Source organism: Kineobactrum sediminis (genome assembly GCF_002868715.1).
GTDB classification, from domain to species: Bacteria; Pseudomonadota; Gammaproteobacteria; order Pseudomonadales; family Halieaceae; genus Kineobactrum; species Kineobactrum sediminis.
Genome location: NZ_PKLZ01000009.1, coordinates 69910 through 94046, shown reverse-complemented (window position 1 = coordinate 94046; position 24137 = coordinate 69910). Strand labels below are relative to the sequence as shown.

23 protein-coding genes are annotated in these 24137 nt (G+C 58.5%); 13 read left to right on the top strand and 10 right to left on the bottom strand.

Going from position 1 to position 24137, the window contains the following annotated elements:
* Positions 1-125: 125 nt before the first annotated feature.
* Entirely contained in the window at positions 126-791 is a 666-nt protein-coding gene (msrA, locus tag CWI75_RS12730) for a peptide-methionine (S)-S-oxide reductase MsrA (RefSeq protein ID WP_101522004.1), read from the bottom strand.
* 220 nt (positions 792-1011) lie between these two features.
* Between msrA and CWI75_RS12725 the strand changes: the two genes are divergently transcribed.
* The 5 genes from CWI75_RS12725 (at position 1012) to htpX (ending at position 4043) form a co-directional block, all read left to right on the top strand.
* Positions 1012-1200, top strand: coding sequence for a hypothetical protein (locus CWI75_RS12725; RefSeq protein WP_101521891.1), 189 nt, complete (start codon positions 1012-1014; stop codon positions 1198-1200).
* Positions 1201-1215: 15 nt separating this feature from the next.
* Positions 1216-1902 carry a hypothetical protein gene (locus tag CWI75_RS12720; protein WP_101521890.1) on the top strand — a complete coding sequence of 229 codons (687 nt, stop codon included), beginning with the start codon at positions 1216-1218 and terminating at the stop codon, positions 1900-1902.
* Positions 1903-1910: 8 nt separating this feature from the next.
* A complete protein-coding gene (locus tag CWI75_RS12715) occupies positions 1911-2627 on the top strand; it encodes a J domain-containing protein (RefSeq protein WP_101521889.1) in 717 nt (238 codons plus the stop codon).
* Between the two features lie 74 nt (positions 2628-2701).
* Positions 2702-3058: a hypothetical protein gene (locus tag CWI75_RS12710; RefSeq protein ID WP_175580221.1), complete on the top strand. Its 357-nt coding sequence runs from the start codon at positions 2702-2704 to the stop codon at positions 3056-3058.
* Positions 3059-3164: 106 nt separating this feature from the next.
* Positions 3165-4043 carry a protease HtpX gene (gene htpX, locus CWI75_RS12705; RefSeq protein ID WP_101521888.1) on the top strand — a complete coding sequence of 293 codons (879 nt, stop codon included), beginning with the start codon at positions 3165-3167 and terminating at the stop codon, positions 4041-4043.
* Here htpX and CWI75_RS12700 read toward each other — a convergent pair.
* Complete coding sequence (locus CWI75_RS12700) at positions 4024-4731, bottom strand: hypothetical protein (protein ID WP_101521887.1); 708 nt, start codon at positions 4729-4731, stop codon at positions 4024-4026. The genes htpX and CWI75_RS12700 overlap by 20 nt on opposite strands.
* 8 nt (positions 4732-4739) lie before the next feature.
* Positions 4740-5513: a glucose 1-dehydrogenase gene (locus tag CWI75_RS12695; RefSeq protein WP_101521886.1), complete on the bottom strand. Its 774-nt coding sequence runs from the start codon at positions 5511-5513 to the stop codon at positions 4740-4742.
* Positions 5514-5716: 203 nt separating this feature from the next.
* Between CWI75_RS12695 and CWI75_RS12690 the strand changes: the two genes are divergently transcribed.
* Positions 5717-6430: a DUF1499 domain-containing protein gene (locus CWI75_RS12690; RefSeq protein ID WP_101521885.1), complete on the top strand. Its 714-nt coding sequence runs from the start codon at positions 5717-5719 to the stop codon at positions 6428-6430.
* A gap of 12 nt (positions 6431-6442) precedes the next feature.
* Positions 6443-7498: a S1C family serine protease gene (locus CWI75_RS12685; RefSeq protein ID WP_101522003.1), complete on the top strand. Its 1056-nt coding sequence runs from the start codon at positions 6443-6445 to the stop codon at positions 7496-7498.
* 9 nt (positions 7499-7507) lie between these two features.
* Here the strand turns inward: CWI75_RS12685 and CWI75_RS12680 are convergent, their stop codons facing one another.
* Positions 7508-8257, bottom strand: coding sequence for an SDR family NAD(P)-dependent oxidoreductase (locus tag CWI75_RS12680; RefSeq protein WP_101521884.1), 750 nt, complete (start codon positions 8255-8257; stop codon positions 7508-7510).
* Between the two features lie 224 nt (positions 8258-8481).
* Between CWI75_RS12680 and CWI75_RS12675 the strand changes: the two genes are divergently transcribed.
* The 3 genes from CWI75_RS12675 to CWI75_RS12665 are packed head-to-tail and all read left to right on the top strand — an operon-like array spanning position 8482 to position 11231.
* Complete coding sequence (locus CWI75_RS12675) at positions 8482-9690, top strand: acyl-CoA dehydrogenase family protein (RefSeq protein WP_101521883.1); 1209 nt, start codon at positions 8482-8484, stop codon at positions 9688-9690.
* Between the two features lie 14 nt (positions 9691-9704).
* Positions 9705-10844: an acyl-CoA dehydrogenase family protein gene (locus CWI75_RS12670; protein WP_101521882.1), complete on the top strand. Its 1140-nt coding sequence runs from the start codon at positions 9705-9707 to the stop codon at positions 10842-10844.
* A gap of 30 nt (positions 10845-10874) precedes the next feature.
* On the top strand, positions 10875-11231 hold the full coding sequence (locus CWI75_RS12665) for a nuclear transport factor 2 family protein (RefSeq protein ID WP_101521881.1): 357 nt from the start codon (positions 10875-10877) through the stop codon (positions 11229-11231).
* A gap of 15 nt (positions 11232-11246) precedes the next feature.
* Here the strand turns inward: CWI75_RS12665 and CWI75_RS12660 are convergent, their stop codons facing one another.
* From CWI75_RS12660 to CWI75_RS12650, 3 genes are read right to left on the bottom strand one after another with little or no spacing between them, the layout of a single operon-like run.
* The gene (locus CWI75_RS12660; protein ID WP_101521880.1) at positions 11247-12320 is read right to left on the bottom strand and encodes an efflux RND transporter periplasmic adaptor subunit; all 1074 of its coding nucleotides are present in this window, start codon (positions 12318-12320) and stop codon (positions 11247-11249) included.
* Positions 12321-12340: 20 nt separating this feature from the next.
* Positions 12341-15646, bottom strand: coding sequence for an efflux RND transporter permease subunit (locus CWI75_RS12655; RefSeq protein ID WP_241521207.1), 3306 nt, complete (start codon positions 15644-15646; stop codon positions 12341-12343).
* 13 nt (positions 15647-15659) lie between these two features.
* Positions 15660-15968, bottom strand: a complete 309-nt coding sequence (locus tag CWI75_RS12650; protein ID WP_241521206.1) for an ArsR/SmtB family transcription factor — start codon at positions 15966-15968, stop codon at positions 15660-15662.
* Positions 15969-16157: 189 nt separating this feature from the next.
* Between CWI75_RS12650 and CWI75_RS12645 the strand changes: the two genes are divergently transcribed.
* The 3 genes from CWI75_RS12645 (at position 16158) to cls (ending at position 19367) form a co-directional block, all read left to right on the top strand.
* Positions 16158-16925: a class II aldolase/adducin family protein gene (locus CWI75_RS12645; protein WP_206604729.1), complete on the top strand. Its 768-nt coding sequence runs from the start codon at positions 16158-16160 to the stop codon at positions 16923-16925.
* Between the two features lie 64 nt (positions 16926-16989).
* On the top strand, positions 16990-17898 hold the full coding sequence (locus CWI75_RS12640; protein WP_101521876.1) for a tyrosine-protein phosphatase: 909 nt from the start codon (positions 16990-16992) through the stop codon (positions 17896-17898).
* 23 nt (positions 17899-17921) lie between these two features.
* On the top strand, positions 17922-19367 hold the full coding sequence (cls, locus tag CWI75_RS12635; protein WP_175580220.1) for a cardiolipin synthase: 1446 nt from the start codon (positions 17922-17924) through the stop codon (positions 19365-19367).
* A gap of 8 nt (positions 19368-19375) precedes the next feature.
* On the opposite strand, the gene CWI75_RS12630 is transcribed toward cls, so the two are convergent.
* The 3 genes from CWI75_RS12630 to CWI75_RS12620 all read right to left on the bottom strand — a co-directional run bounded on the left by CWI75_RS12630 (position 19376) and on the right by CWI75_RS12620 (position 24092).
* Positions 19376-20767, bottom strand: coding sequence for an alanine/glycine:cation symporter family protein (locus tag CWI75_RS12630; RefSeq protein ID WP_101521875.1), 1392 nt, complete (start codon positions 20765-20767; stop codon positions 19376-19378).
* 75 nt (positions 20768-20842) lie between these two features.
* Complete coding sequence (locus tag CWI75_RS12625) at positions 20843-22192, bottom strand: sodium-dependent transporter (protein ID WP_101521874.1); 1350 nt, start codon at positions 22190-22192, stop codon at positions 20843-20845.
* Between the two features lie 121 nt (positions 22193-22313).
* On the bottom strand, positions 22314-24092 hold the full coding sequence (locus CWI75_RS12620; RefSeq protein WP_101521873.1) for an aminopeptidase P family protein: 1779 nt from the start codon (positions 24090-24092) through the stop codon (positions 22314-22316).
* Between the last annotated feature and the right edge of the window lie 45 nt (positions 24093-24137).

Below are 24137 nucleotides of genomic sequence, written 5' to 3'. Positions count from 1 at the left end.
TTGGAGCGTGCTCGCCATTGCTGGCGACGTCTTGCATTAGAACAGGCTTTTCAGCAGGCGGGCAATAGCCGCGAGGAGGGCTTGGGTATATGTAGTAGAAAGGTGTCGGTTATAAAGCGGCTGGTTTAACTTTCACGACCAAGGGGGAGCCCCGTGGGACAACTGACGCCTGTGCCCCGCAATCCACAATAGCCGCCGGGATTTTTGGCCAGGTACTGTTGATGGTATTCCTCGGCATAATAGAAGGGCATGGCGGGCATAATCTCGGTAGTAATCGCACCAAAGCCCGCGGTCTCCAGTGCAGCCTGAAACGTGCTCCGGCTGGCTTCCGCCAGGCGCTGCTGTTCCGTACCAGAGGTATAGATAGCCGAACGATACTGCGTTCCCAGGTCATTACCCTGGCGCATTCCCTGGGTGGGATCATGTTCCTCCCAGAACACCTCCAGAAGTTGCTCGTAACTGACCGTTTCCGGGTCAAAGATCACCAGCACAGCTTCCGTATGGCCGGTCTGACCGCTGCATACTTCCTGGTAGGTCGGGTTCGGCGTGTGGCCGCCCGCATAGCCGACAGCAGTACTGTAGACTCCAGGAACCTGCCAGAACTGCCGTTCCACTCCCCAAAAACAGCCCATACCAAATACAGCCTGTTCCATGCCTGCCGGAAAGGGAGGCTCGAGGGGATGACCGTTGACAAAGTGCGCCGGGGGCACAGCGATCGCCTCGCCCCGCCCGGGAAGGGCGGTCGCGGCATCGGGAAGGGAGCGTTTCTTGCGAATATCGAATAGACTCATGTTAATTATTATAGCGAAATGCATCGCAAGATTGCACTGATCTTTCATTGCCACGCTTGCGAAGTACACGCCCATAGCTATTATACTTGAAGATATTGGTAGGACCGCGACGTCATAAAACGGTCATAAAAATCCTTCAGGCTGTAAACATCAGTCACGCGGTCGCGAACAAAAGTGCCGTGTCGATGTCTTACAACCAGAATTAACAAGAGTTTTAACGATGACGACAAACAACAATCATTTCGACCCTGGCCAGTACTGCAGCCGCAAGCTGTGGCAACTGGTTGCCAATGAGCAGGAGCAGAGCATTGATCGGCAGGCCCTGCAGAAAGCTATCGACGAGCTTGCGGAACGCCGCCACTATCTTGCGGAACTTGAAAGAATAGGCAAATTGAACCGCCAGCACTAGGCGAACCTACCGACTATGGCTAAAACCCCGGCCCGCATCGCCAGCAGCGGAGAAATTCAGGCCTTCCTCAGCAAGAGCAAAGCGGTCACCACGTTTGCGGAAAAACACCCGCGGTTACTGTTCGGCGTTGACGCGACTGCCAGTCGCCAGCCAACCTGGGATGTGGCGAGACGACAGCAGGCCGATATGTTTACCGCCACCGACAAAATTGCCTCGCTGTCGGTGCAATTGTGCTATTACCGGGGTTTCCAGGAGTTTTATGCGAGCCAGTGGCTGCGCGACACCAATGCCCTCGCGGCCCAGATGGCGCAAGTACGCTGCGAGGGCGGCCATACCCAGATCGGGCGCCTGCTCCGCCATGCTCAACACGTGCACAAGGAAACGCCGTTAAGAGCCGTGGTGTTTATTGGTGATGCCCTGGAGGAAGCACCGGACGGGCTCTGCAACCTGGCCGGAGAATGTGGGCTGCTGAAATTACCCCTGTTCATGTTTCAGGAGGGTGGCGATCCGCTGGCCCGACAGACTTTTCAAACCATGGCCAAACTCAGTGGCGGCGCCTGGGCTCGCTTTGACCAGACCAGCGCCTCTGCACTGGCGGAGCTTCTGGGCGCTGTGGCACGCTACGCAGCAGGCGGCCGCAGAGCACTGGAGAATAACCCAGGCGAGGGTGCTAGACTCCTCCTCAAACAACTCAACCCCTGAGGATCCACGTGCCGAGAGTCCTGTTGCTGCTGGCAATCGCCATCGCCCTCTATATGCTCTTTATCCGCGCCCAGGCCTTGCCACCGCACAAACGCAAGGCACAGTACCTGAAAATTGGCGCGGGTATTGCCGTGGTGATTGTCGTGGTGCTGACCCTGTCCGGGCGCATGCACTGGGTAGGAGCTGCCTTCACCGGCCTGCTGGTCGCCTCGCGGCAGATGCTGCCGTTGTTGATTCGCCTGTTTCCGATGCTGGCTTCCCTGAAGAAAAAAGCGACGGCCAATGCCGGCCAGGGGCAGCACTCAACCGTAACCACGACCGTACTGCGGATGCATCTCAACCATGAGTCCGGACAGCTCCATGGTGAAGTACTCACAGGCCCATTGAAAGGCTGGCTGCTCGATGAACTCAATCGCAGCCAGCTGGAAGAACTGCTGCGCTACTGCCAGCGCGAAGATAATGATTCCGTACAATTACTGGACAGCTATCTGCAGCAGCGCTTTCCGGATGAAAAGGAATTCGGTCGCCAGGGAGGCGCAGCGCCAGAGACGGGCAATCTCTCGCGCACAGAAGCACTGGCGGTGCTCGGGCTTGCCGAGGGCGCCAGTAACGAGGACATTATCGCCGCTCATCGCAAACTGATACAAAAATTACACCCTGATCGCGGCGGTAATGATTACCTGGCTGCCAAGGTCAACCAGGCCAAGGATTTTCTGCTCGATTGAGCCGGTCCGGCTGGCGCCGACCGCGATGACTATCTAAACTGCGCGCCGGTCAACACAAGGAGGACCCAATCGTCATGAATGAAGTGTTCGTCATCCGCAACCAGCAGGGGCATTACTGGGGTAAAAGCAAAGCCTGGGTGGACGGTCGCGACCCCCGCATGGTGCAGCGTGTGCGCCATCACGATGAAGGCGTCAACCTGCTCTTTGAGCTCAGTAGTAAAAATATTGACCTGAGGGGCGAGGTACTCGCTGCGGAAGTCAACGCCAGAGGCGAACCGGTGCTCGAAATCAGCACTACACCGCTACCGGTTGCGCCGGACGACCACCAGGCCGCTTTACTCCCAACATCAGCCGACACCCCGGAGGTGCCTTCTGGGAGCAAGCCCGCCGATATCAGTCCTATCCGGGAGAATAACACCAGCGACGCTTGAAAAAGCTCACCGCAGATAGCATATCCCTACTGGCTACTGTGAGCGAGCGATCCCGCCCACCACAGTCGCAGGCCGCATCATCAGCGTACAGAGGACATAACGCGCCATGAGAATTATGCTGTTTCTTGCAACGAACATTGCGGTATTGGTGCTGGTCAGCATCATCTTCAATCTTTTGGGCCTGGAGGGTATCCTGGCTGCCAATGGCGTTGACCTCAACCTTGGAGCGCTATTGATCTTCTGCGCCCTGTTTGGTTTTGGCGGCTCCCTGATTTCCCTGCTCCTGTCCAAATGGATGGCCAAGCGCAGCACCGGCGCTGCTGTTATCGATCAGCCTCGCAACCGCGAGGAGCGCTGGCTGCTGGACACTGTGCGCGAACTGGCCCAAAGCGCGGGTATCGGCATGCCCGAGGTCGCCATTTTTCACTCTGAGGCCGCCAATGCCTTTGCTACCGGCTGGAATCGCAACAATGCCCTGGTGGCGGTGAGCAGTGGCCTGCTGAAGCGGTTCAGCCCCGAGGAAGCTCGCGCCGTCATGGCCCATGAAATAGGCCATGTTGCCAATGGCGACATGGTCACACTGACCCTGATCCAGGGCGTGGTGAATACCTTCGTGCTGTTTTTTGCCCGTATTATCGGCCATACCGTTGATCGTGTGGTGTTCAAGACAGAACGCGGCTACGGCATCGGTTATTTTGTGGTGACCATTGTTGCCCAGATTGTACTGAGTATCCTGGCCAGCATGATCGTCTTCTGGTTTTCCCGCTGGCGGGAATACCGGGCCGATGCGGCCAGTGCAGGCCTGACCAGTAACGCCGCAATGATCGGCGCCCTGCAACGCTTGCGAGCGGAACAGGGCCTTCCCCAGGACCTCCCCGGGGAACTGACTGCCTTTGGCATCAGTGAACAGATGAAACAGGGAATGTCCCGGCTGTTCAGTTCCCACCCACCGCTGGAAGACCGGATCAGGGCCCTGCAGCGCTGAACAGGTACTCACTCATCGGTACGACATCAATTTTGTCGAAATCGATAAAACGGGCGCAACTCTCCATCATCGCAGTCTGGTGCGCTGCCAACGTGGCATCGTCACCCGCCGCATAAAATGCATGGGCGGACGTCATTGCCGCAGCGGGGAAGTTTTCTTCAACAATGGCGTGCAGCACGGCACCCTCGTCGAGCGCACGTGCAACCAGGTTCTGGCGATACCCGAATGTTGACTGGGTTCTGACAGCAACCTCCCCGTGACTCCCCTTCCAGATCTCCAGCCAGTCCTCTTCATTCAGGCGCGGCGGTCGCTGCAGCATCGCCACCTGGCAAAACCCGGGTACCCGTCCGTTCGCTTCGGGAGGCTGGGTTGCATTAACCAGGGGTTCCGCTTCGGTAACCAGGTAGGCACAGCTGCTGGCTACGAGGGTGGGCGCTAATTGTGCCGGTTCCGGCCGTTGCCAGGCGTCGTCAAGCCATAGGGAAAGCAGCGCATCGGGAAGTGGCCCGTTACTGGCCAGACGCTTGTCAGCAGCCAATTCGACTGCACTGTCTGCCACCGCCAGGCGTATCGCACGCACCCCGGAAGTTCCCTGTAATCCCGGCACCAGTTCGGCCAGCAGTCGGTCACGGAAAGCGTCGGCGTCGGTATCGGTGGCGCCCCGAAGTAAGTACAGCACCTTTTCCATGAACGCTCCTAGGTCAGGCCAATCGGCGGCGTAATGGTGGAGCAGTTATCGATCAGCATTTCGGCGCCATTGACAAAACCGGACTCGTCCGAGGCCAGGTACAGCACCATCATCGCTATATCTTCCGGGTTACACATGTTGGCATTGCTATCGAGAGAAGCCAGCTCTTCCGCGGTCACCGTTTCCCTGCCGGTGGCGACCTTGACTACCATGGGAGTGCGCACCCCATCGGGGTGAATCGAGTTGCAGCGGATGCGATTTCCACTTTCCTTACAGTGCATCGCCACGGATTTGGTCAGCGAGCGCACCGCACCCTTGCTGGCGGAATAAGCGGGGGCAAAGGATATACCCTGAAAGGCGGCCACGGAGGACATATTAACAATTGATCCCCCGCCGCTACGCTCCATCGCTGGAATGGCGTGCTTGCAGCCCAGAAACACACCCTCAACATTCACGGCCTGGGTTTTACGCCAGGTCTGGAGATCGGTGTCGACTATTGAGCCAACCGTCAGCAGGCCGGCATTATTGACCAGAATGTCCAGCTGCCCGAAAGTCGCGAGCGTATCGGCGATCACAGTACGCCAGTTGTCTTCATCGCTGACATCAAGCCGCATGAAACAGGCCGCCTCGCCAATGGCAGCCGCCACCGCTTCTCCATCTTCCACATTCAAATCTGCCACCACCACTTTGGCACCTTCTTTTGCCAGCAACACCGCATCGGCCTTACCCATGCCGCTGGCGCCGCCAGTAACGATCGCCACCTTACCTGCCACTCTTCCCATCTCGTCTGCTCCTGTATCCCCAAGGGAACTTATACTGTAGTTATCGGTTGTGGTGCGGAGTTAAACAAAGCGGGGTCCAAAGCTCAATCGGCTACGGCCAAATGCGCTCCCCATGGCTGTTCTGTTGAACCGCTCACCGGCCTCGCGCAGAGACGCCGGGAGTAGTATTCTTTGTGCCTGGCAAACAACCGAAGGAATGTACCATGATCCGGAGCCCTTCACGGCTGGTCAACGCACTGGGCTATCTTGCCCTGACCCTGCTGCTGGCGTTACCCCTTGCAGTGTTAATAGTACGTGTTGGCGCGTGGCAACAGGGGCTGGCGCTGTATGCCATCGCTAGCCTTGGCGCCGCCGTCGTGTTGCTGCTTGCGATTGTGCTGTTCTTCATCCCCCGCTATCGGCACCAGCGCAAGGACATCGCCCTGCGTGCCCTGCTGGTGGTTCCCGGCACCCTCCTCCTGCTGGGACTGCTGTCAACGCGGGGCGATTATCCGCCCATCCACGATATCAGCACCAATCTCAGCGACCCACCGGTATTTGTAAACGCCCCGGACCTGCGTGGCCCCAACAGTAACAGCCTGGAGATAAAACCGGAGAGTCTGGCTGCACAACGGGAAGCCTACCCGGACCTGCAAAGCATTCGCACTCCCCTTACCCCCAACAATGCCTACCAGCGAGCGCTTGACGTAGCCACCGAGCTCGGTTGGGAAGTCGTCTATCAAGACCCGGAGAATTGGCACATTGAAGCGGTAGATACGACCGCCATCATGGCGTTCAAGGATGACATCGTTATCAGGGTCCGCTCGACCGCTGACGGCAGCGTAGTCGATCTGCGCTCTGTGTCCCGGGTAGGCGTGAGTGATCTCGGTGCCAATGCCCAGCGCCTGCGTGACTTCAGCTCAGCTTTCGTGGACTGAGTAATGAAGGCCATGGCACTGACCAGAACGATGCTTGTACTGGCGCTGGCACTGCTGGTGCCGCTCGCCGTTGCCGCAGAGGCTGACTACCTGAGCTTCGCCACGGAAGACGAAGCCAACACCACGGAAATCTTCAGCAAGGCCAGCCCGGCGGTTGTGTTTGTTACCAGCAAGGCACTGCGCAGGGACCTGTTCTCTCTCAACGTACACGAGATACCGCGAGGCTCGGGCAGCGGCTTTGTATGGGACGAGAGCGGCCTCATTGTCACCAACTTCCATGTTATTGCCGGCGCCAATCGCCTGACAGTCACCCTGCAGGATCAAACTGAATTTGATGCCGAAGTCGTTGGCGTGGCCCCGGAAAAGGATCTCGCCGTCCTGCGCATAGACAATCCACCGAGCACATTGACCAGCTTGCCGGTGGGCGACTCTTCAGAACTCAGCGTGGGGCGCAAGGTGCTGGCCATAGGCAACCCCTTCGGCCTGGATACGACACTGACAACCGGCGTGGTCAGTGCCCTGGGGCGGGAAATCCGCGCATCCGGAAATCGAACCATCCGCGGCGTCATCCAGACCGACGCGGCGATCAACCCGGGCAACTCGGGCGGCCCGCTGCTCAATTCCCTGGGGCAGCTGATCGGCGTCAATACTGCCATTTACAGTCCCAGCGGCGCCAGCGCCGGTATCGGTTTTGCGATTCCGGTGAACACCGTCAGGGAGGTCGTACCGCAACTGATCAGCTACGGTCGTATCCTGCGCCCGATCATGGGCCTGGAGCTGGCCAGTGACCGCTGGATCCGCCGTTATCGCATTGAAGGCCTGCCCGTGGTGCGGGTATTCCCCGGGTTGCCGGCGGACCGTGCCGGCATCCGCGGCGCCTACCGCAATGCCCGTGGCGAAGTGGTGCTGGGGGATATCATCATTGCGGTGAACGGCTCGCCGGTGCGCAGTAACGATGACTACCTCAGCCTGCTTGAGGAACACCAACCGGGCGATACGGTAACGGTGACCCTGCGCAGCGGCAAACAAGAACGCACATTGAAAGTCACCCTGACCGAATCCCAGTAAAGGCGGTGCTCAGGACAGGGTGCCGCCGTCCACGCGAATATCCTCGCCGGTGACATGGATACCATCCTCGGAAGCGAGCATGGCGATCACCCCGGCCATCACCTCGGGTTCTTTGGGTCCGGAGATGGATGAAATGCGCCCAATCAGGTCAAAATCCATGGTCGCGGGCCAGTCGATATCCCGGGTCATCCCGGTGTTGATATCCCCCGGGCACACGCAGTTTGCGCGAACCCCGCGCTTGGCGTATTCCACGGCAATACTGCGCGTCATCGCCAGCACCCCACCCTTGCTCGCGGAATAGGCCGCGCCACAGGGCAGACCCGCCAGCGCCGCAGTCGAGGCGGCATTCACGATGCTGCCACGGGTTGCCAGCAGGTGTGGCAATACTTCGCGGCACAAGAGCAGAGTGCCGGTGAGATTGACATTGATAACACGCTGCCAGTCACCAAGCGCGATTTCCGCCGTGTCGTCAAAACGTAACATACCGGCCATGTTGACCAGGGCGTAAAGACTACCGTAAGCGGCGATACAGGCGGACACCGCGGCCTTGACCTGGGTTTCGTCGGAGACATCGCAGCAGTGGGCACAGGCCTCACCACCGGCGGTCTTGATCGCCAGAACCGTCTCATCAAGGCCCGCCTGGTCAATATCCAGGCAGAACAGACGCCCTCCCTCCGTGGCGATACGCAGGGCCGCGGCCCGGCCGATACCACTACCCGCGCCCGTTACCAGTACTACTTTATCGGCAAATCGCTGCATTCCAGGAATCCTGTTATTGATGGGGTAAAGGAGCATGCCGCGCCACTGAGCCGGGGTCAACGGGAACAGTCATTGCACCAATCCAGTGAACATACCCGGCACGATGGGTTTGACGCAGTATACCAAGCGCGTGCTTGCACCCCATTGGGTAAGAAGGTCGTTGCTTCTGCCTACGCTGACATTACCCTTGGCTGTCGCCAGATTAGTAGAGCAGGAGAAAACACGTGGACGATCTGCAGTCCTTTCGCGAGGAGACCAGGCAATGGCTCGAAGCCAATTGTCCGCCATCCCAGCGCCAGCCGGGCACGCCGGAAGAACAGTATTGGGGGGGACGCCGGGGACAGTTTGCCAGCGCGGACGCCCAACTCTGGTTTGAGCGCATGCGCGACCGGGGCTGGACTGCCCCGGAATGGCCCACGGAATATGGCGGTGGTGGCCTGACGCCCCATCAGGGACGCATCCTCAAAGAGGAGATGCGACGCATCAATGCCCGTACGCCACTCTATAGCCTGGGTATCTGGATGCTGGGTCCGGCCCTGCTTGAATACGGTACCGAGGCGCAAAAACAACAGCACCTGCGGGCAATCGTCAACGGCGAAGTGCGCTGGTGCCAGGGCTATTCCGAGCCCGGCGCCGGTTCCGACCTGGCCAGCCTGCAAACCCGGGCAGAGGATCAGGGCGAGCATTTCCTGGTCAACGGCAGTAAAATCTGGACAACCTCCGCCGACAAGTCCGACTGGATTTTTTGCCTGGTCCGCACCAATCCGGACGTCAAGAAACAGGAAGGCATCAGTTTTCTGTTGATCGACATGGCCACGCCAGGGGTGAGTGTCACTCCAATAGCCCTCATCAGCGGTGATTCGGAATTCTGCCAGACCTTCTTCGATAACGTGGCGGTACCAAAAGACAACCTGGTCGGGCCCCTCAACGGCGGCTGGTCGGTGGCCAAGGCCCTGCTGGTACACGAGCGCAAACTGATGGCAGAGCTCGGTAGCGATTCTCCCCGCAAGGAGATACCTCTGCTGCAGGCCGCTCGCGATTACCTCGAGTTCAATGATGGTCGCATTGCCGATGCCGAGCTGCGCAGTAATCTGGCCAGCCATGAGATGCGCATGCACGCCATTGGCCTCACCCATATGCGTAGCTTCGAAGAGCGTGCGGCCGGGGCCGCCAGTACGGCCGCACTGGCGATGAAATACCTGGGTACCGAAGCCATGAAAAACAAGAGTGAATTATTGCTCGCGATCATGGGCAGCCGCGGACTCGGCTGGGAGGGCCCCGGGTTCAGCGACGAGGAACTCGACGCCACCCGGCTGTGGGCGGGGTCCAAGGCCATGACTATCGCGGGTGGTACCAGCGAAATTCAGCTGAATGTCATTGCTCGCAACGTTCTGCAGTTACCGCAGGCGCCCGCGGCAAAATCAAAATCCTGAGGAGTAGTAAGGACATGGCATTGGTACTCAATGAAGAGCAGCGCCTGTTGCGGGATACAGCGCAGGATTTTCTCCAGCGGGAAGCACCCGTCGCGGCATTGCGACAGCTACGCGATAGCCGTGACGACACCGGTTACAGTACAACATTGTGGCAGCAGATGGCCGACCTGGGCTGGGCCAGCATCATTTTGCCGGAGGCCTACGGCGGACTGGACTTTGGTTTCACCGGCCTCGGGGTCATCATGCAGGAAAGTGGGCGAACACTTGTCGCCTCGCCCCTCTTCGCCACGGCCGTGGTAGGTGCATCAGCTCTGTTGTTGGCTGGAACGGAAGCACAGAGAGAGCACTATCTGCCACTGCTGGCGGCCGGGAACCTGACCCTGGCGCTGGCGCTTGAGGAAAGCCATCATCACAGCCCTCATCGGATTGAGGCCCGGGTTGAACGCAGGGGGGATGACCTGGTTCTTAACGGCCACAAAACCTTTGTTCTCGACGGCCACAGCGCGGACTACCTGCTGGTTCTAGCGCGCGATCCCGAACGCACTGATACCGGGCAGGACCTGACTCTCCTGCTGGTGCCGCGCACCAGCGCCGGCATTGACTGTCAACGCAGCCTGATGGTGGACAGCCGCAATGCGGCTACCATCAACTTCACCGATGTAAGAATACCGGCGGACGCCGTACTCGGTAGGCCGGGACAGGCGTCAGATGCCCTTGACCAGATTCTCGATCGCGGGCGGGTAGCATTGGCAGCGGAGATGCTGGGCAGTGCCGAGGAAGTGTTTGACCGTACCGTCGCCTGGCTCAAGGAACGCGTTCAGTTCGGTGTTCCCATCGGCAGCTTTCAGGCTCTGCAGCATCGCGCCGCACACATGCAGACCGAGCTGGAACTCAGCCGCTCGGTAGTGCTGCAGGCGCTGGCTGCTGTCGACGACAACCCCACGCAGGTACCGCTGCTGGCCAGCCTGGCCAAAGCCAACCTGAATGAACTGGTCAAGAATATCTCCAATGAAGCCGTACAGATGCACGGCGGTATCGGCGTGACCGACGAACTGGAAATCGGCTTCTTTTTAAAACGTGCTCGTGTCACCATGCAAATATTCGGTGACACCGGTTTTCACAAGGATAGATACGCCAGCCTCTGCGGCTACTGAGTACCAACAAACACCAACAGGGAGAGCATCATGGATAGTAAAGACAAGATCGCCGTTGTGGAACGCTACGTTGAAGCTTTTGACACGGCCGATGTAGGCATCATCCGTGACATCTACGCCGATAATGCCGTTGTTGAGGACCCGGTAGGCTCGGAACCGCATCGTGGCCTGGACGCCATCTGCACTTTCTACGAGGGCGCAATTGGCGCCGGCGCCAAACTGGTGCTCACCGGCACGGCGCGCTGCGCCGGTAATGCGGTCGCCTTTCCTTTCCAGGTAATCATGCCCGGCATGAAGCTGGATGTTATCGATGTTTTCGAATTCGACGACAGCGGCAAGATCAACAGCATGAAAGCCTACTGGGGGCCGGAAAACGCAGGCGAATAACAGCTTCCGGCCGGGTCAGCATTCAGTCATCGCGGGGCAGCCCGCAGGGATACCCAATAACTGATCACCCGGCGACAGTCCGGCCTTCACCTCAACACGACCGTCCTGCGTTTCCTGTCCCAGACGCAGGAACCGCCGTTCGGGTCCCTCGGGACCCGCCACCATCACGACATACAGTTGTCCGACCTGGGCCACCAGGTCAGCGGGCACATACATTCGCTGCTCAGTCCCCGCGGGTATGCGTACACGCACGTACATACCCGGCAGCAGGCCGTCATCATAGGGCAGGCGAATCTTGACCTGAAAGCTGCGGGAGCCAGGCTCGGCCGCGGGTACGATTTCCTCGATTGTACCCTGCACATTGAGCTCAAGGGACGGCAGCGCTACAGGCAAAGCATCCCCCACGGCAAGCTTCAGCGCCAATTGCTCCCGCACCTGGGCCTCAGCGCGCAACGACAGGGGATTATACAGTGAGATCAGCCTGGCACCCGGCACAGCGGTATCGCCCGGCTCGGCAAAACGATCTACCACAACCCCGTCAATCGGTGAGCGAATAGAGGCATAAGCCCGCGCCGCCTGCGCCTCACGGTAGGTTTGTTCGGCACGTTGCAGCTCGGCCTGCAGGGTATCGCGATTGGCCTGAGCCGCATCGAGATCGGCCGTTGACAGCAATTCCTGGCGGTGCAATTGCTCTGCGCGCCGCAGGTTGCGCTCTGCCTCCTGCAAACGCGCGGCCACCGCCTGTTTCTGCTCGGCTGCCTGCTGAAGTCGTGCTTCCAGGTCTGACTTCTCCAGCTCCAGCAAAAGGTCTCCCTCGTCCACCCGATCGCCGGAACGCACCAGGATACGCTGGATACGCGCCATAATTCGCGATGAAACCAGTGTCGCCTGCTTGGCCTCAATGGACCCTGACACCGGTTCCATCACCAGCACATCTTCAAGCGCCACCGTATAGAGTACGTCCAGTTGTTTATCGTCGCGGGCATCAAGCCCCGGCGCCATGCGCTGGTCGAATGTGCCCGCCATCCAGGCCACAATGAGCACCAGAGCGGCTACCGCAGCCAGTGCCGGCAACCAGGTTCGCGTCATGCTTCCCACTATCTACCTCCTCATGCCGTGTCGGCAGGCTGTTCAAAAACCAGCAGATACACTACCGGCACAACCACCAGGGTAAGCAGGGTCGACGCCACTACACCAAAGATGATCGCCAGCGCCAAACCACTGAAAACAGGATCGAGAATAATCACCAGATTGCCGAGCATGGTCGTGCCCGCCGTCAGCAGTACCGGCCTCATGCGTATACTTCCCGCTTCGAGTAGCGCATCGACAACCGAGGCACCCTGGGCCCTGGCCTGGGTAATGAACTCCACCAGAATCAGCGAATTGCGTACCACAATACCCGCCAGGGCGATCATTCCGATCATCGCTGTGGCCGTAAACAGTACCGGGTCAGGTGCACCCGCTACCGCCCGGTCGCCCACCACGTTGAGCAACCAGAAGCCGGGCATGATGCCGATGACCGTTAACGGTATGGCTGCCATGATAATCAGTGAAAGTGCCACAGACCCCGTTTGCACCCGTAGCAATCCAAAAATCACCACCAGGGCAAAGGCAAATGCCAGGCCCAGGTCCCGAAATACTTCTACCGTGATTTTCCATTCGCCCTCGCCGGTCCAGAGCGCGTGGGTGCCTGCCGGCAACTCCCAGCCATCACCACCACCGGAATCGAGGAATGTACGTCCTTGCCATGGACTGGACTCGCCGTTTTGCGCTCCGCGATCCGCCACCAGATCGGCAATTACATCAGCCGGCGGGCGCCCGGATAATTCCGCCGTAACATAAACCACGGGACGAAGATCCTTGCGGTGAATCGCCTGCTCGGCACGCTCTTTGCGGAACTCACCAAGCTCACCCACCGCCACCAGTGGCTGCGGTGCGGCATCCAGTCCCTGGGGACTGCTGGCCTGGATAATGCCGGCCCGCCCCTTCACCTGCAGACGCTGGAAATCATGTTGCGATACCCGCTGTTCCGGCGGCAGGCGCAACGTTACCGGCAATGGCCGGGCCTCGTTGGACTGTTGCAGATAGCTCGCTACATAGCCCTCATTCGCCATCGCAATGGCCTGGTTAATATCGGCAGTGGATACGCCGGACAGCGCCGCCTTGGTCTTGTCGGTGATAAATCGCCAGCGCTGACTGGGATCTTCTACGGAGGTGTCCACCTCCACCACGTGTGGCTCGCGTCGCATACGCTCGGCCAGCTTCAGGGCGGCCTCCCGCTGGAGCGCATAGGGCGTCAGCGTATCCGCATGGATTTCGGCCACCAGCGTACTCATGACCGGCGGGCCGGGAGGCACTTCAACAACTTTCAGTATCAGGCCGTTGGTTTGCAACGGCTCCAGCAGTTCACGCATGCGCAGCACTACCGCATGCGACTGATGTTCACGCTCGGACTTGTCCACCAGAGTGACACGCAGATCCGCAAGGTAACTGGCGTGACGCTGATAATGACGACGCACCATACCATTGAAATCCACCGGGGAAGGTTCGCCGACAAATGCGGCAACCGCTTGTACTTCGGGTATCCGCAACAAGGCCCGGGTTACTCGCTGGCTCACCGCAGCCGTATGCTCGAGCGTCGCCGATTCGGGCATGTCCACCATCACCTGTACTTCATTCTTGTTGTCGTAGGGCAATAATTTGAGAGGCACCACACGGAACAGCGGCAGGCTGGCCGCCAGCAGGAACAGTACCACCACCACATAGATAACCGCTCTGCTCCACTGCCGCCGCGCCAGCAGTGGTCGCATCCAGCGGGAGTACAGTGCCTCTTCTTCCCGATCGGAATCTTCCGGGAGGACAGCGCTGTCCTCCGCTGTCGGCTGCAGCAGGCGGCTGGCAAGCCAGGGGGTCACCAGGAAGGCGATGACAGTACTGCTGATCACGGCCACCGGCACATTGAAGGCCATGGGCGCCATGTAAGGACCCATCATGCCGGTAATAAACGCCAGCGGCAGAAATGCAAAAACAATGGTCAGGGTGGACATGAACAGCGGCACCCGGATTTCCGCCATGGCATCGACGATCCGCTGCCCACGCTCACCCGTGCCCTTGACGAGATTGCGCGCTATGTTGTCGATCCCGGTGATGGGATCATCCACCAGCAGGCCCAGGGAGAGGATCAGGGCAAACAGCGTGACCCGGTTGATGGTATAGCCGAACACCAGGTCGAGAGCGAGGGTAAAGCCGTAACAGACAGGGACCGCGAGACCCACTACCAGCGCCGCGCGCCAGCCCAGAAACACGCTGATAAAAACAACCACCGTGAAAATGGCAAAACCCAGGCTGGTGACCAGGTTGTTGACCTTTTCGTCCGCGGTCTGGCCGTAATCCCGCAGTGTCTCGATATGGATATCCGCCGGCAACAGGTCGCGCTTGAGCTGCGCCATCTCCGCATGCACCCTGGCGGCCACATTCACCGCATTGGTGCCCGTTTTTTTGGCAACGTTGAGCGTCACCATGGGATAGCGCTGCTCTGTGGTGCCCCCTTTTTGCTGAGCGTGCTCCGAGAATGCGATCCAGTTGTAAACATCCGGCTCTTGCGGACCATCCACAATCTGCGCGACTTCCTGCAAATAAACCGGGGCGCCGTCGATTACGTTCACAACCAGCTCGGGCAGGGACTCCGGTGAACGCAGGGCATCACCACTTTCCAGCAGGATGGATTCATTATTGAAGGACCAGTGGCCGGCATCCACCAGCTGATTGGAAACGCGAAGCGCGGAAACAATATCCGCCGCGGTGGTTCTGCGGGAAGCCAGGCCCTCCGGATTCAACAGGATCTGTACCTGGCGCGAGCGGCCCCCGGTTACAGTCACTTCGCCGGTATCGGGAAGCCGTTGCAAATGGGTCGAGAATTCATCGGCCACGCGGCGCAGATCATAATCACTGTAGCGCTGGGGGTCACTGGACCACAATGCCAATACCACTATCGCCACATCATCCACTTCTACCGGCTGCATCTGCCAGTTGCTGACCACCGCGGGTATCTGGTGCTGGTTGGAGTACAGTTTGTTATAGGTGTTAAGCAGCGATTCTTCGCGATCCTCGCCAACCTCGAATACGAGGGTGACCGAAGCGTGTCCGGGAGTCGAGGTAGAATATACATGCTCGATTCCAGGAATCTGGGCCAGCAGCTTTTCCAGGGGTATCGCTACCTGCCGCTCCACTTGCTGCACATCCAGGCCTGGCGCCTGCACCAGGACATCCACCATGGGCACAACAATTTGCGGTTCTTCTTCGCGCGCGGTGTACAGCAGCGCCAGCACACCCAAAATCAAACCAACAATGAACAGTGATTTCGGTAACCCACCCCCCAGGGTATAGGCAACCAGTCGATCCACCGGATGTTGCACTGGCATCCCCCCTTTAATCGGCGCAATACAGTGTATGCAACAGCTGCAACACACTCGTCGCCTTGTCATCCGTTAGCGAGTACCGGACCAGCTTGCCCTCGCGGCGCGTGGTCACCAGTCCCGCCGCCCGCAACCGTCCGAGATGCTGGGATAACGCCGACTGGGATAGCGGCACCTGCTCGTTGAGCGCACCCACGCTTTTTTCGCCCTCTACCAGCGCACAGAGAACCATCAGGCGATTGCGATTGGCCAACTGCCTGAGCAGCGCCGCTGCCGCTTCAGCGTGAACCGCCATTGCAGGCACATCGTCTCCTGTCATCATAGACCCTGCTCGCGCTTCATGTAGTATCAAAGGTTATAGTATGCAGACATATATTAGAATTTACTAATATTTTAAAAATGACCATCCGGGTGACGGATCTGTTAAAAGGTTTAAACTGAAACACTTAATGCATCGCATAACCACTCGGGAAGGAGATTGCCGATGACCAATGTAAACAACAGTATCATCATGAATATGGATGCCGCCGGGCTCTCTGAAACCACAGCAGATCAGTCACCGGAAATGGTGCGACTGGAACGCAAGCAAAAACTGGCCGCCGCCCTGCGCCTCTTCGGCAAGTTTGGCTTTGATGAGGGTGTAGCCGGGCACGTGACTGTCCGCGACCCCGAGCGGCTGGATCATTTCTGGGTAAACCCGATGGGCAAATCCTTCAAGCAGATGTCGGTATCCGACCTGTTACTGGTCGACCATACCGGCGCTGTGGTGGAAGGGCAGGGCCTTCTCAATGGTGCCGCCTTTACGATTCACTCCCGTATTCACATGGCACATCCCCGCATCACAGCCGCAGCGCATGCGCATTCCGTCTACGGCAAGTCCTGGTCTTCCCTGGGACGGCTGCTCGACCCGATCACCCAGGACGCCTGCGCCTTTTACAACGATCATGTCGTGTTCGACGATTTCACCGGAGTGGTGCTGGATAACAGCGAAGGCGAGCGTATAGCCGCCGCACTGGGCCCACATAAAGCGGCAATTTTACAAAATCATGGCCTGCTGACAGTCGGCGAATCCGTTGACGAAGCGGCCTGGTGGTTTATCACCATGGAGCGTTGCTGCCAGGCGCAATTACTCGCGGAGGCCGCCGGTACCCCGCGATTGATCAAACCCGAATATGCAACACAAACCAGGGAAACCGTGGGCTCTACCCTCGCCGGCTGGTTCAGTTTCCAGCCCCTGCACGATGTTATTCTTGCCGAACAGCCCGAGCTGCTTGATTAGCCATCCAGGTGATCCGGGCAATAGTGGTATGCTGTGGCCGAACGCACTATCGGCGGAGTAGACCATGACACGTAAAAGCGGCCTGCAGATCCTGTTGGCTGTGGGCCTGGTGGCCCTTGCCATTATCCAGTTCATTCCTTCGGCACCGGTAGTGTTACCTGCCGGACTGCCGGCAACGGAGCGAGAGGCCCATCGGGTCATCGAATTCAGCAGTATCCACAATTTTCGCGATCTTGGCGGCTACCACACTTCCGATGGCAGGGAGGTACAGTGGGGTAAGCTCTATCGTGCGGGCACCCTGGCGCAGGCATCGGACTTTGACCTTGAACAACTTCATGGCCTGGAACTGGTAACCCTGATTGATTTCCGCTCCGGGATGGAAAAAGAAGCGGCACCAGCCAGGCTGCCCGATGCCGCCGAGTTTACCCTGGTTGCCATTCCCACCCTGGGCGATGGCAACCAGGCATTGATGGGCGAACTGCATCAGCGAGTGGAAACCGGCGATTTTGCAGACTTCGACCCACATGGTTTCATGCTTGAGGCCAATCGCCAGTTTGCTACCGAATTCACCCCTGAGTACCGTCGCTTCATGCACCAGGTACTGGCCGCCGATGGCGCCCCCGTGGCATGGTATTGCAGTGCGGGCAAGGATCGCACCGGATTTGCGGCGGCCATACTTCTGCGCACACTGGGTGTTCCGGCCGAACAGGTCATGGCTGATTACCTGGCAAGCCGGGATTTGTCTCTCGCCGCCAGGCGCACTGATTTATTGTTGTTACGCCTGTTCAAGGGAGCCGAAGCGGCGGACAAGGTACGCGTTATGCTGGGCGTTGAACAAAGCTGGCTGCAGGCGGCATTCTCCGAAATTGATACTCATTGGGGCAGTTTTGATCGCTACCTGAGCGAAGGCCTGAAACTCTCCGCAGACGATATTGATCGACTGCGTAATAACCTGCTCACAGACGCAGGCTGAACCATACCGGGCGGGCGGCAATAATGCTGGAACTGGAGATGTACGCCGAGATTGTCGCGGTTGCGGTGGTCCTTTTCTATATCCTGGGCATTGTCTCGGCGATTGATTCGATTATCAATGTACGCACCGCACAGGGCGCCATTGCGTGGACTATTTCACTGCTTACCGTTCCCTACATAGCGGTACCCTGCTATCTGGTATTCGGCCGTAAAAAATTCGATGGTTATCTCGAAGAGCGCAAGGAAATAGAGGAAGAGACCCGGGAGTTGCTGCGCCAGACCAGTAGCGAGGTCGCGAAATACCTGGTTGCGACGTCACCGACCGCACCGATGTATCACGCACTGTTCCAGCTCACAGGCATACCTGCAGCTGGTGGCAGCCATGCTGAACTTCTGGTCGATGGCCACGCCACCTTTGAGAGTATTCTCCAGGGGCTGACGACAGCAGAGGACTATATACTGCTGGAGTCCTACATTATCCGGGACGATGGCCTGGGGCGCCGTGTGGGACGAATACTGGCCGACAAGGCCAGGCACGGGGTGAAAGTTCACCTGCTATACGACGAGATAGGCAGTCGTAATTTCCACCGCACCGGACTGTGCAAGCAGCTGAGCATGAGCGGGGTCGAGGTGGCTGCTTTCAATACCACCCAGGGCCGCCGCAACCGCTTTCAACTCAATTTTCGCAATCACCGTAAAATCATTGTGGTTGATGGCAAAACAGCCTGGGTGGGCGGTCATAATATCGGTGATGAGTACCTGGGCCTGAACAAGCGTATTGGTCCCTGGCGCGATACGCATATCTGCCTGCGTGGCACCGCTGTGCTCGGGGTTGAACTGGCATTTGCCACGGACTGGCGCTGGGCCACACGTTCGGTACTTCGCATCACCCAACCCGGACTCGACTACGGGGATCACGGTGATGACAATGTACTGGTCTTTCCATCAGATCCAGCCAGCATCCTGGAGCAGGCGGGGCTGATGTTCCTGCAGTTGATCGTGGCAGCCCGTGAACGAATCTGGATTGCCAGCCCGTACTTTGTGCCCGACAGAAGTATCATTTCCGCCCTGCAACTGGCCGCCCTGCGCGGCGTTGATGTACGGGTGATGATACCGGACCGGCCGGACGGCCCGGTTGTCGGCATGGCCAACTGGTCTTTCACCCGGGACTTGCTACCAGCCGGGGTCAACGTTTATCGCTACCAGGGCGGCTTCATGCACCAGAAGGTGCTGTTGCTGGATAATTACCTTGCAGGAGTTGGAACTGCCAATTTCGACAACCGTTCATTCCGGCTGAACTTCGAGATCACCGTGCTGGTGGAAGGCGAGCGCTTCGCAGCTGAAGTCGCCGCCATGCTGGAAAGGGATTTGCTGCGATCTCGCGGCGTCACGATGGAAGACATTGAGGCCAAACCCTTCTGGTTCCCGCTCGCCATGGGCGCCGCCCGCCTGTTTTCACCGGTCCTGTAATCCATGACTCAGTCCCGCCAGGCCCGCTCGTCAATATCCAGGTCTGTCCAATCCTCTGTTCTCAGACGCGGCGTCTCTTTACCGCTACGCAGCTGACCATCATAGTCACGTAACAACCGCACACCGATCCGATACATCCATACCAGACCGAACAGATTAACCACTGCCAGCAAGCCCATGGTCAGTTCGGCAAAACCAAACACGGTACTGAGATCCTGCAGCGACCCCCAGAACACCAGCGCCAGCACCAGTACTCGAAAGATATTCGCCACCAATGGATTTTCGTCGCTGAAAAAACTGAGACTGTTATCGCCCAGGTAATAGTTGTACATGATGGAACTGAACGCGAACAACACCAGTGCCACAGAGACGAAGCCCGCGCCCCAGCTACCCAGATGGCCCGCCATGGCCGTCTGGGTGAGAACAACACCATCGACATCGGAGGCACCCGGCTGATATACGTCGGACAACAGGATGATGACAGCCGTGCAGGTGCACATGATAATGGTGTCGATAAAAACACTGAATGCCTGGACTATGCCCTGGTTAACCGGATGTGGGACATGAGCCACCGCAGCCACGTTGGGCGCACTGCCAAGCCCCGCTTCATTACTGAACAGCCCCCGTTTAACTCCCTGCATGATAACGACACCAAGGCCGCCGCCCACCGCCTGTTCCAGACCAAATGCGCTTTGAACGATATGCCCGAGCACAGCCGGCACTGCCGTTATATTCATGCCTATCACCAGTAGCGCGGCGCACAGATACATCAGCGCCATCAACGGCACAATCAGTTCCGATACTACGGCTATGCGGCGAATACCACCGAAAATCACCACTGCCAGGCCCAGCACCATGACCAGCCCGGTTACCCAGGTTGCGACGCCAAAGGACGCTTGCAGCGACGTGGCCACCACATAGGACTGCACTGCATTAAAGCCCAGCCCAAAGGTTACCAGCAGCAGCACGGAGTAAATAATCGCCAGGCCGCGCTGGCCGATGCCATGGGTCAGGTAATAGGCGGGGCCGCCGCGATAGGTGCCGTCGGGCTGGTAACGCTTGAACAGCTGCGCCAGTGAACATTCAAAGAAGCTGGTCGCCATACCCATCAGCCCAATCACCCACATCCAGAATACGGCCCCGGGACCGCCCAGGGTAATAGCGACCGCCACTCCGGCTATGTTGCCACTACCAACCCTGCCGGCAACACTGACCACCAGCGCCTGGAAGGAACTGATATGACCCTGCTCGTGGTGGAAACCCCGGCGCAATACCGAGAACATGCGGCCGAAATAACGAAACTGGACACCACCGGAACCAATGGTGAACAGCAAACCTGCACCGACCAGAGCCACTATAAGGATCTGGCCCCAGAGAAAATCATTAACAATGGTCAGCACGGCAGCTCCGGGATGTGTGGTTTATAGTGGCTAGTGGGCGGATACAAAACAGGGTCCGCTGGCTATCCATGCCGGTCAGCTGGTGACACCGCGCACGAAAATAACCAGCAGGGCCGGCGGCACGACGAAACGGATCATGAAATGCCATACTTCGTAGGTGACGCTCTTAAGCGAGGTCAACTCATCGCGGCTGGCATCGCGGCTCATCACCCAGCCCGCAAACAGGGCAATCATCAAACCGCTCAGGGGCAGCATGATCTGGTTGGAGAAGTAATCCATGGCGTCGTTGAAGTTTTTGCCACCGAAGCTGATATCGCCGAGCACGTTATAGGACAGGATGCTCATGACACTCAGGACCGCGATAGAACCTATGACCATCAGCGAACTACGATGACGGGATATGGCAAAACGCTCTTCAATCCAGGCGTTGACACTCTCTATCAGGCCGACCATCGAGGTAATGCCTCCAACTGCCAGCATGATAAAAAACAGGACACTGAACAGGTGCCCGCCGGGCATCTGTGCAAATGCAACCGGTAATGTCTGGAAAATCAGCCCTGGACCGGCACCCGGATCGAGCCCGTAGTGAAACACCGCGGGGAAGATCACCAGGCCCGCGAGCAATGCGACCACGGTGTCGGCAATCACAATAATGAAAACCGAGTGACTGATGGAAATCGACTTGGGCAGGTAGGAGCCGTAGATCATCATCCCCCCCATCGCCACACCGATGGAGAAGAATGCCTGGCCGATTGCCGCCAGCACTGCGTCGGGACCGATTTTGCTGAAATCCGGGGTAAACAGCCAGGCGACAGCCTCGACGAAACCCCCGGCAAAATAGTTATACGTCGCCAGTATCACCAGCAACACAAACATCAGCGGCATCATCACTACGACCGCCCGTTCAATACCCTTCTGCACACCGGCATAGATAATAAGGCCGGTAACGGCGAGGCCCACCAGCGTCCAGAACAACATCCCGTAATTGCTGGCAAGTACCGCTTCAAACTGGAGGCCCGCATCAATTGCGTCAACGCCAGCGAAACCGGTAGTAACCGCCTTGAACAGGTACCACAGCACCCAGCCGACAATGACGGCATAGACTATTTCAATGGTATAAGCGGTGAGCACCCCCATACCGCCCACCCAGCCCCAGTGCCGCGAGCGTTTGCTCTCTACCGCCACCACCGCTACTGCCTCGGGCGGGCTGGCCTGGCCACGGCGGCCGATCATCAGTTCGGCAATCAGGATGGGCACCCCGATACCGAATGCGCACAACAGGTAGACGATCACGAACGCGGCGCCCCCGTTCTCCCCGGTGACGTAGGGGAATCGCCAGATATTCCCAAGCCCCACGGCAAACCCGACCGCCGCCATGAGAAAAGCAAATCGCGAGGACCAATGATCTTCTGCTGCTACTGCCATACAACCCGACTCCGGCTTATTGTGATTATCGGCGCCAGTTTACACAAAAGCGGAGAAAGCATCAGTAGCTAAAATCCGCTTTCCCGCAACAATTCAAGTGCATGGGCCTTGCTTGGAAGGGTCAGGCCAGGGGTTGGGTTGCGCGTTCAAGCCACGCGCCCTCAGGTCCTTCCAGCAAAGGTGTCAGCGTATCGGCAACCAGGCGATGGTAATCGTCCAGCCAGCGGATCTCATCCGCGGTCAGCAGGGAAACATCCAGCAGACGTCGGTCAAAGGGCACCAACGTCAGTACGTCAAAGCCATACATCGGTGTTTCGAGCGGCCCCGGGACTTCGACAACCGTCACCAGGTTTTCACAACGAATACCAAAGGCACCATCGCGATAGTAGCCCGGTTCATTACTGAGAATCATCCCGGGTTGCAAGGGCACCCCGGACCAGGCTTTGGAAATACTCTGTGGGCCCTCGTGAACGCTCAGAAAAACGCCTACACCGTGGCCTGTGCCGTGGTCATAGTCAAAACCCTCACTCCACAGAAACTGCCGTGCCAGTACATCCAGGTGGGTGCCGGTAGTCCCTTTGGGAAAACGGGCCTGGTCCAGTGCAATATGGCCCTTCAGCACCAAGGTGAACATGTGCCGGATGTCAGCGCCGGGATCCCCAATGGCGACCGTTCGGGTAATATCCGTGGTGCCGTCGATGTACTGGCCACCGCTGTCTACCAGGTAGACTGAATTGTCCGGCAGGGTCGCCGGCACCGTATTGTTGTGATTGTAATGGCACATGGCAGCGTTACTGCCTGCAGCCGAGATGGTATCAAAAGAACCTCCCTGGAAATGCCGGCCACTGCTGCGCATTGCCAGTAACTGGTCGGCCAGTGTCGCTTCGTCGTGCCTGCGACCGGCACTTTGTTCGGCATCCAGCCACACGAGAAAATTAATCACTGCCACGGCGTCACGAATATGGGCAGCGCGGGCACCGGCAATTTCAACGGGGTTTTTGCAGGCTTTGGGCAGCAATACGGGATCCGCTGCGGGAACCAGGCTGGCTCCGCCCTGCTCCAGCAACAGCTGGCTCCAGGCATTGGCCGTTACCGGATCCGCCAGTACCCGCTTGCCTCCCAGCTCCGTCAGGAAAGTATCGGCTGCATCGGCCGGATGCACACGTACATCCGCACCGCAGTGGCTGTTCATGCCCTCGGGCACACGCCCCGGATGAACAAAAAGATCCAGTGAGCCGTCGGACCAGAGCAGAGCCCGTGACTGCAACACGGGCATACACGGCACATCCCGGCCACGGACATTGAGTAGCCAGGACACCGAGTCAGGGGCAAAAATCAGCGCCGCATCGGCAGCGGATTGCACCAGTGTCTCACCTATCCGGTGTCGCTTGCTGCTGCTGGACTCCCCACTGTAGCTTTCATCAAGCAGCAACGCCGGCTCCACTTTCGGCGCCGGACGGTCCAGCCAGCAATGATCAACCAGGTTGTCCGTATCGGGGCACAGGGAGATGCCTGCCGCGCCGAGCAGGGTTTGTGCCTGTCTGTACCACTGTAAATTGTGCAGACGCGGGTCGACGGCAACCCGGGTGCCCGCCGCCTGCGATTGTGCCAGCCATTCCAGGGGTGGCTCATCGCGTAGATGGTGATACTGGAACAGATCCGAAGGCACTTGCTGGCGAACCTGTACGGTGTAGCGTCCGTCCACGAAAATTGCCGCCTGGCCAGACAGCACTATGACCATGCCAGCCGAACCGGTGAATCCCGATACCCAGCGCAGGCGCTCATTGTGCTCGGGAATATATTCACCCAGGTGCTCGTCCGCCCGCGGTATTATCAGGGCATCGTAATTTCGCTCTGCCATCAACCCACGCAGGGCTTGTAACCGTGATTCAAGTTTCATGTCTGATTACCAGTTTGCAGGCACAACCTGGCAAGGATGCCGGCC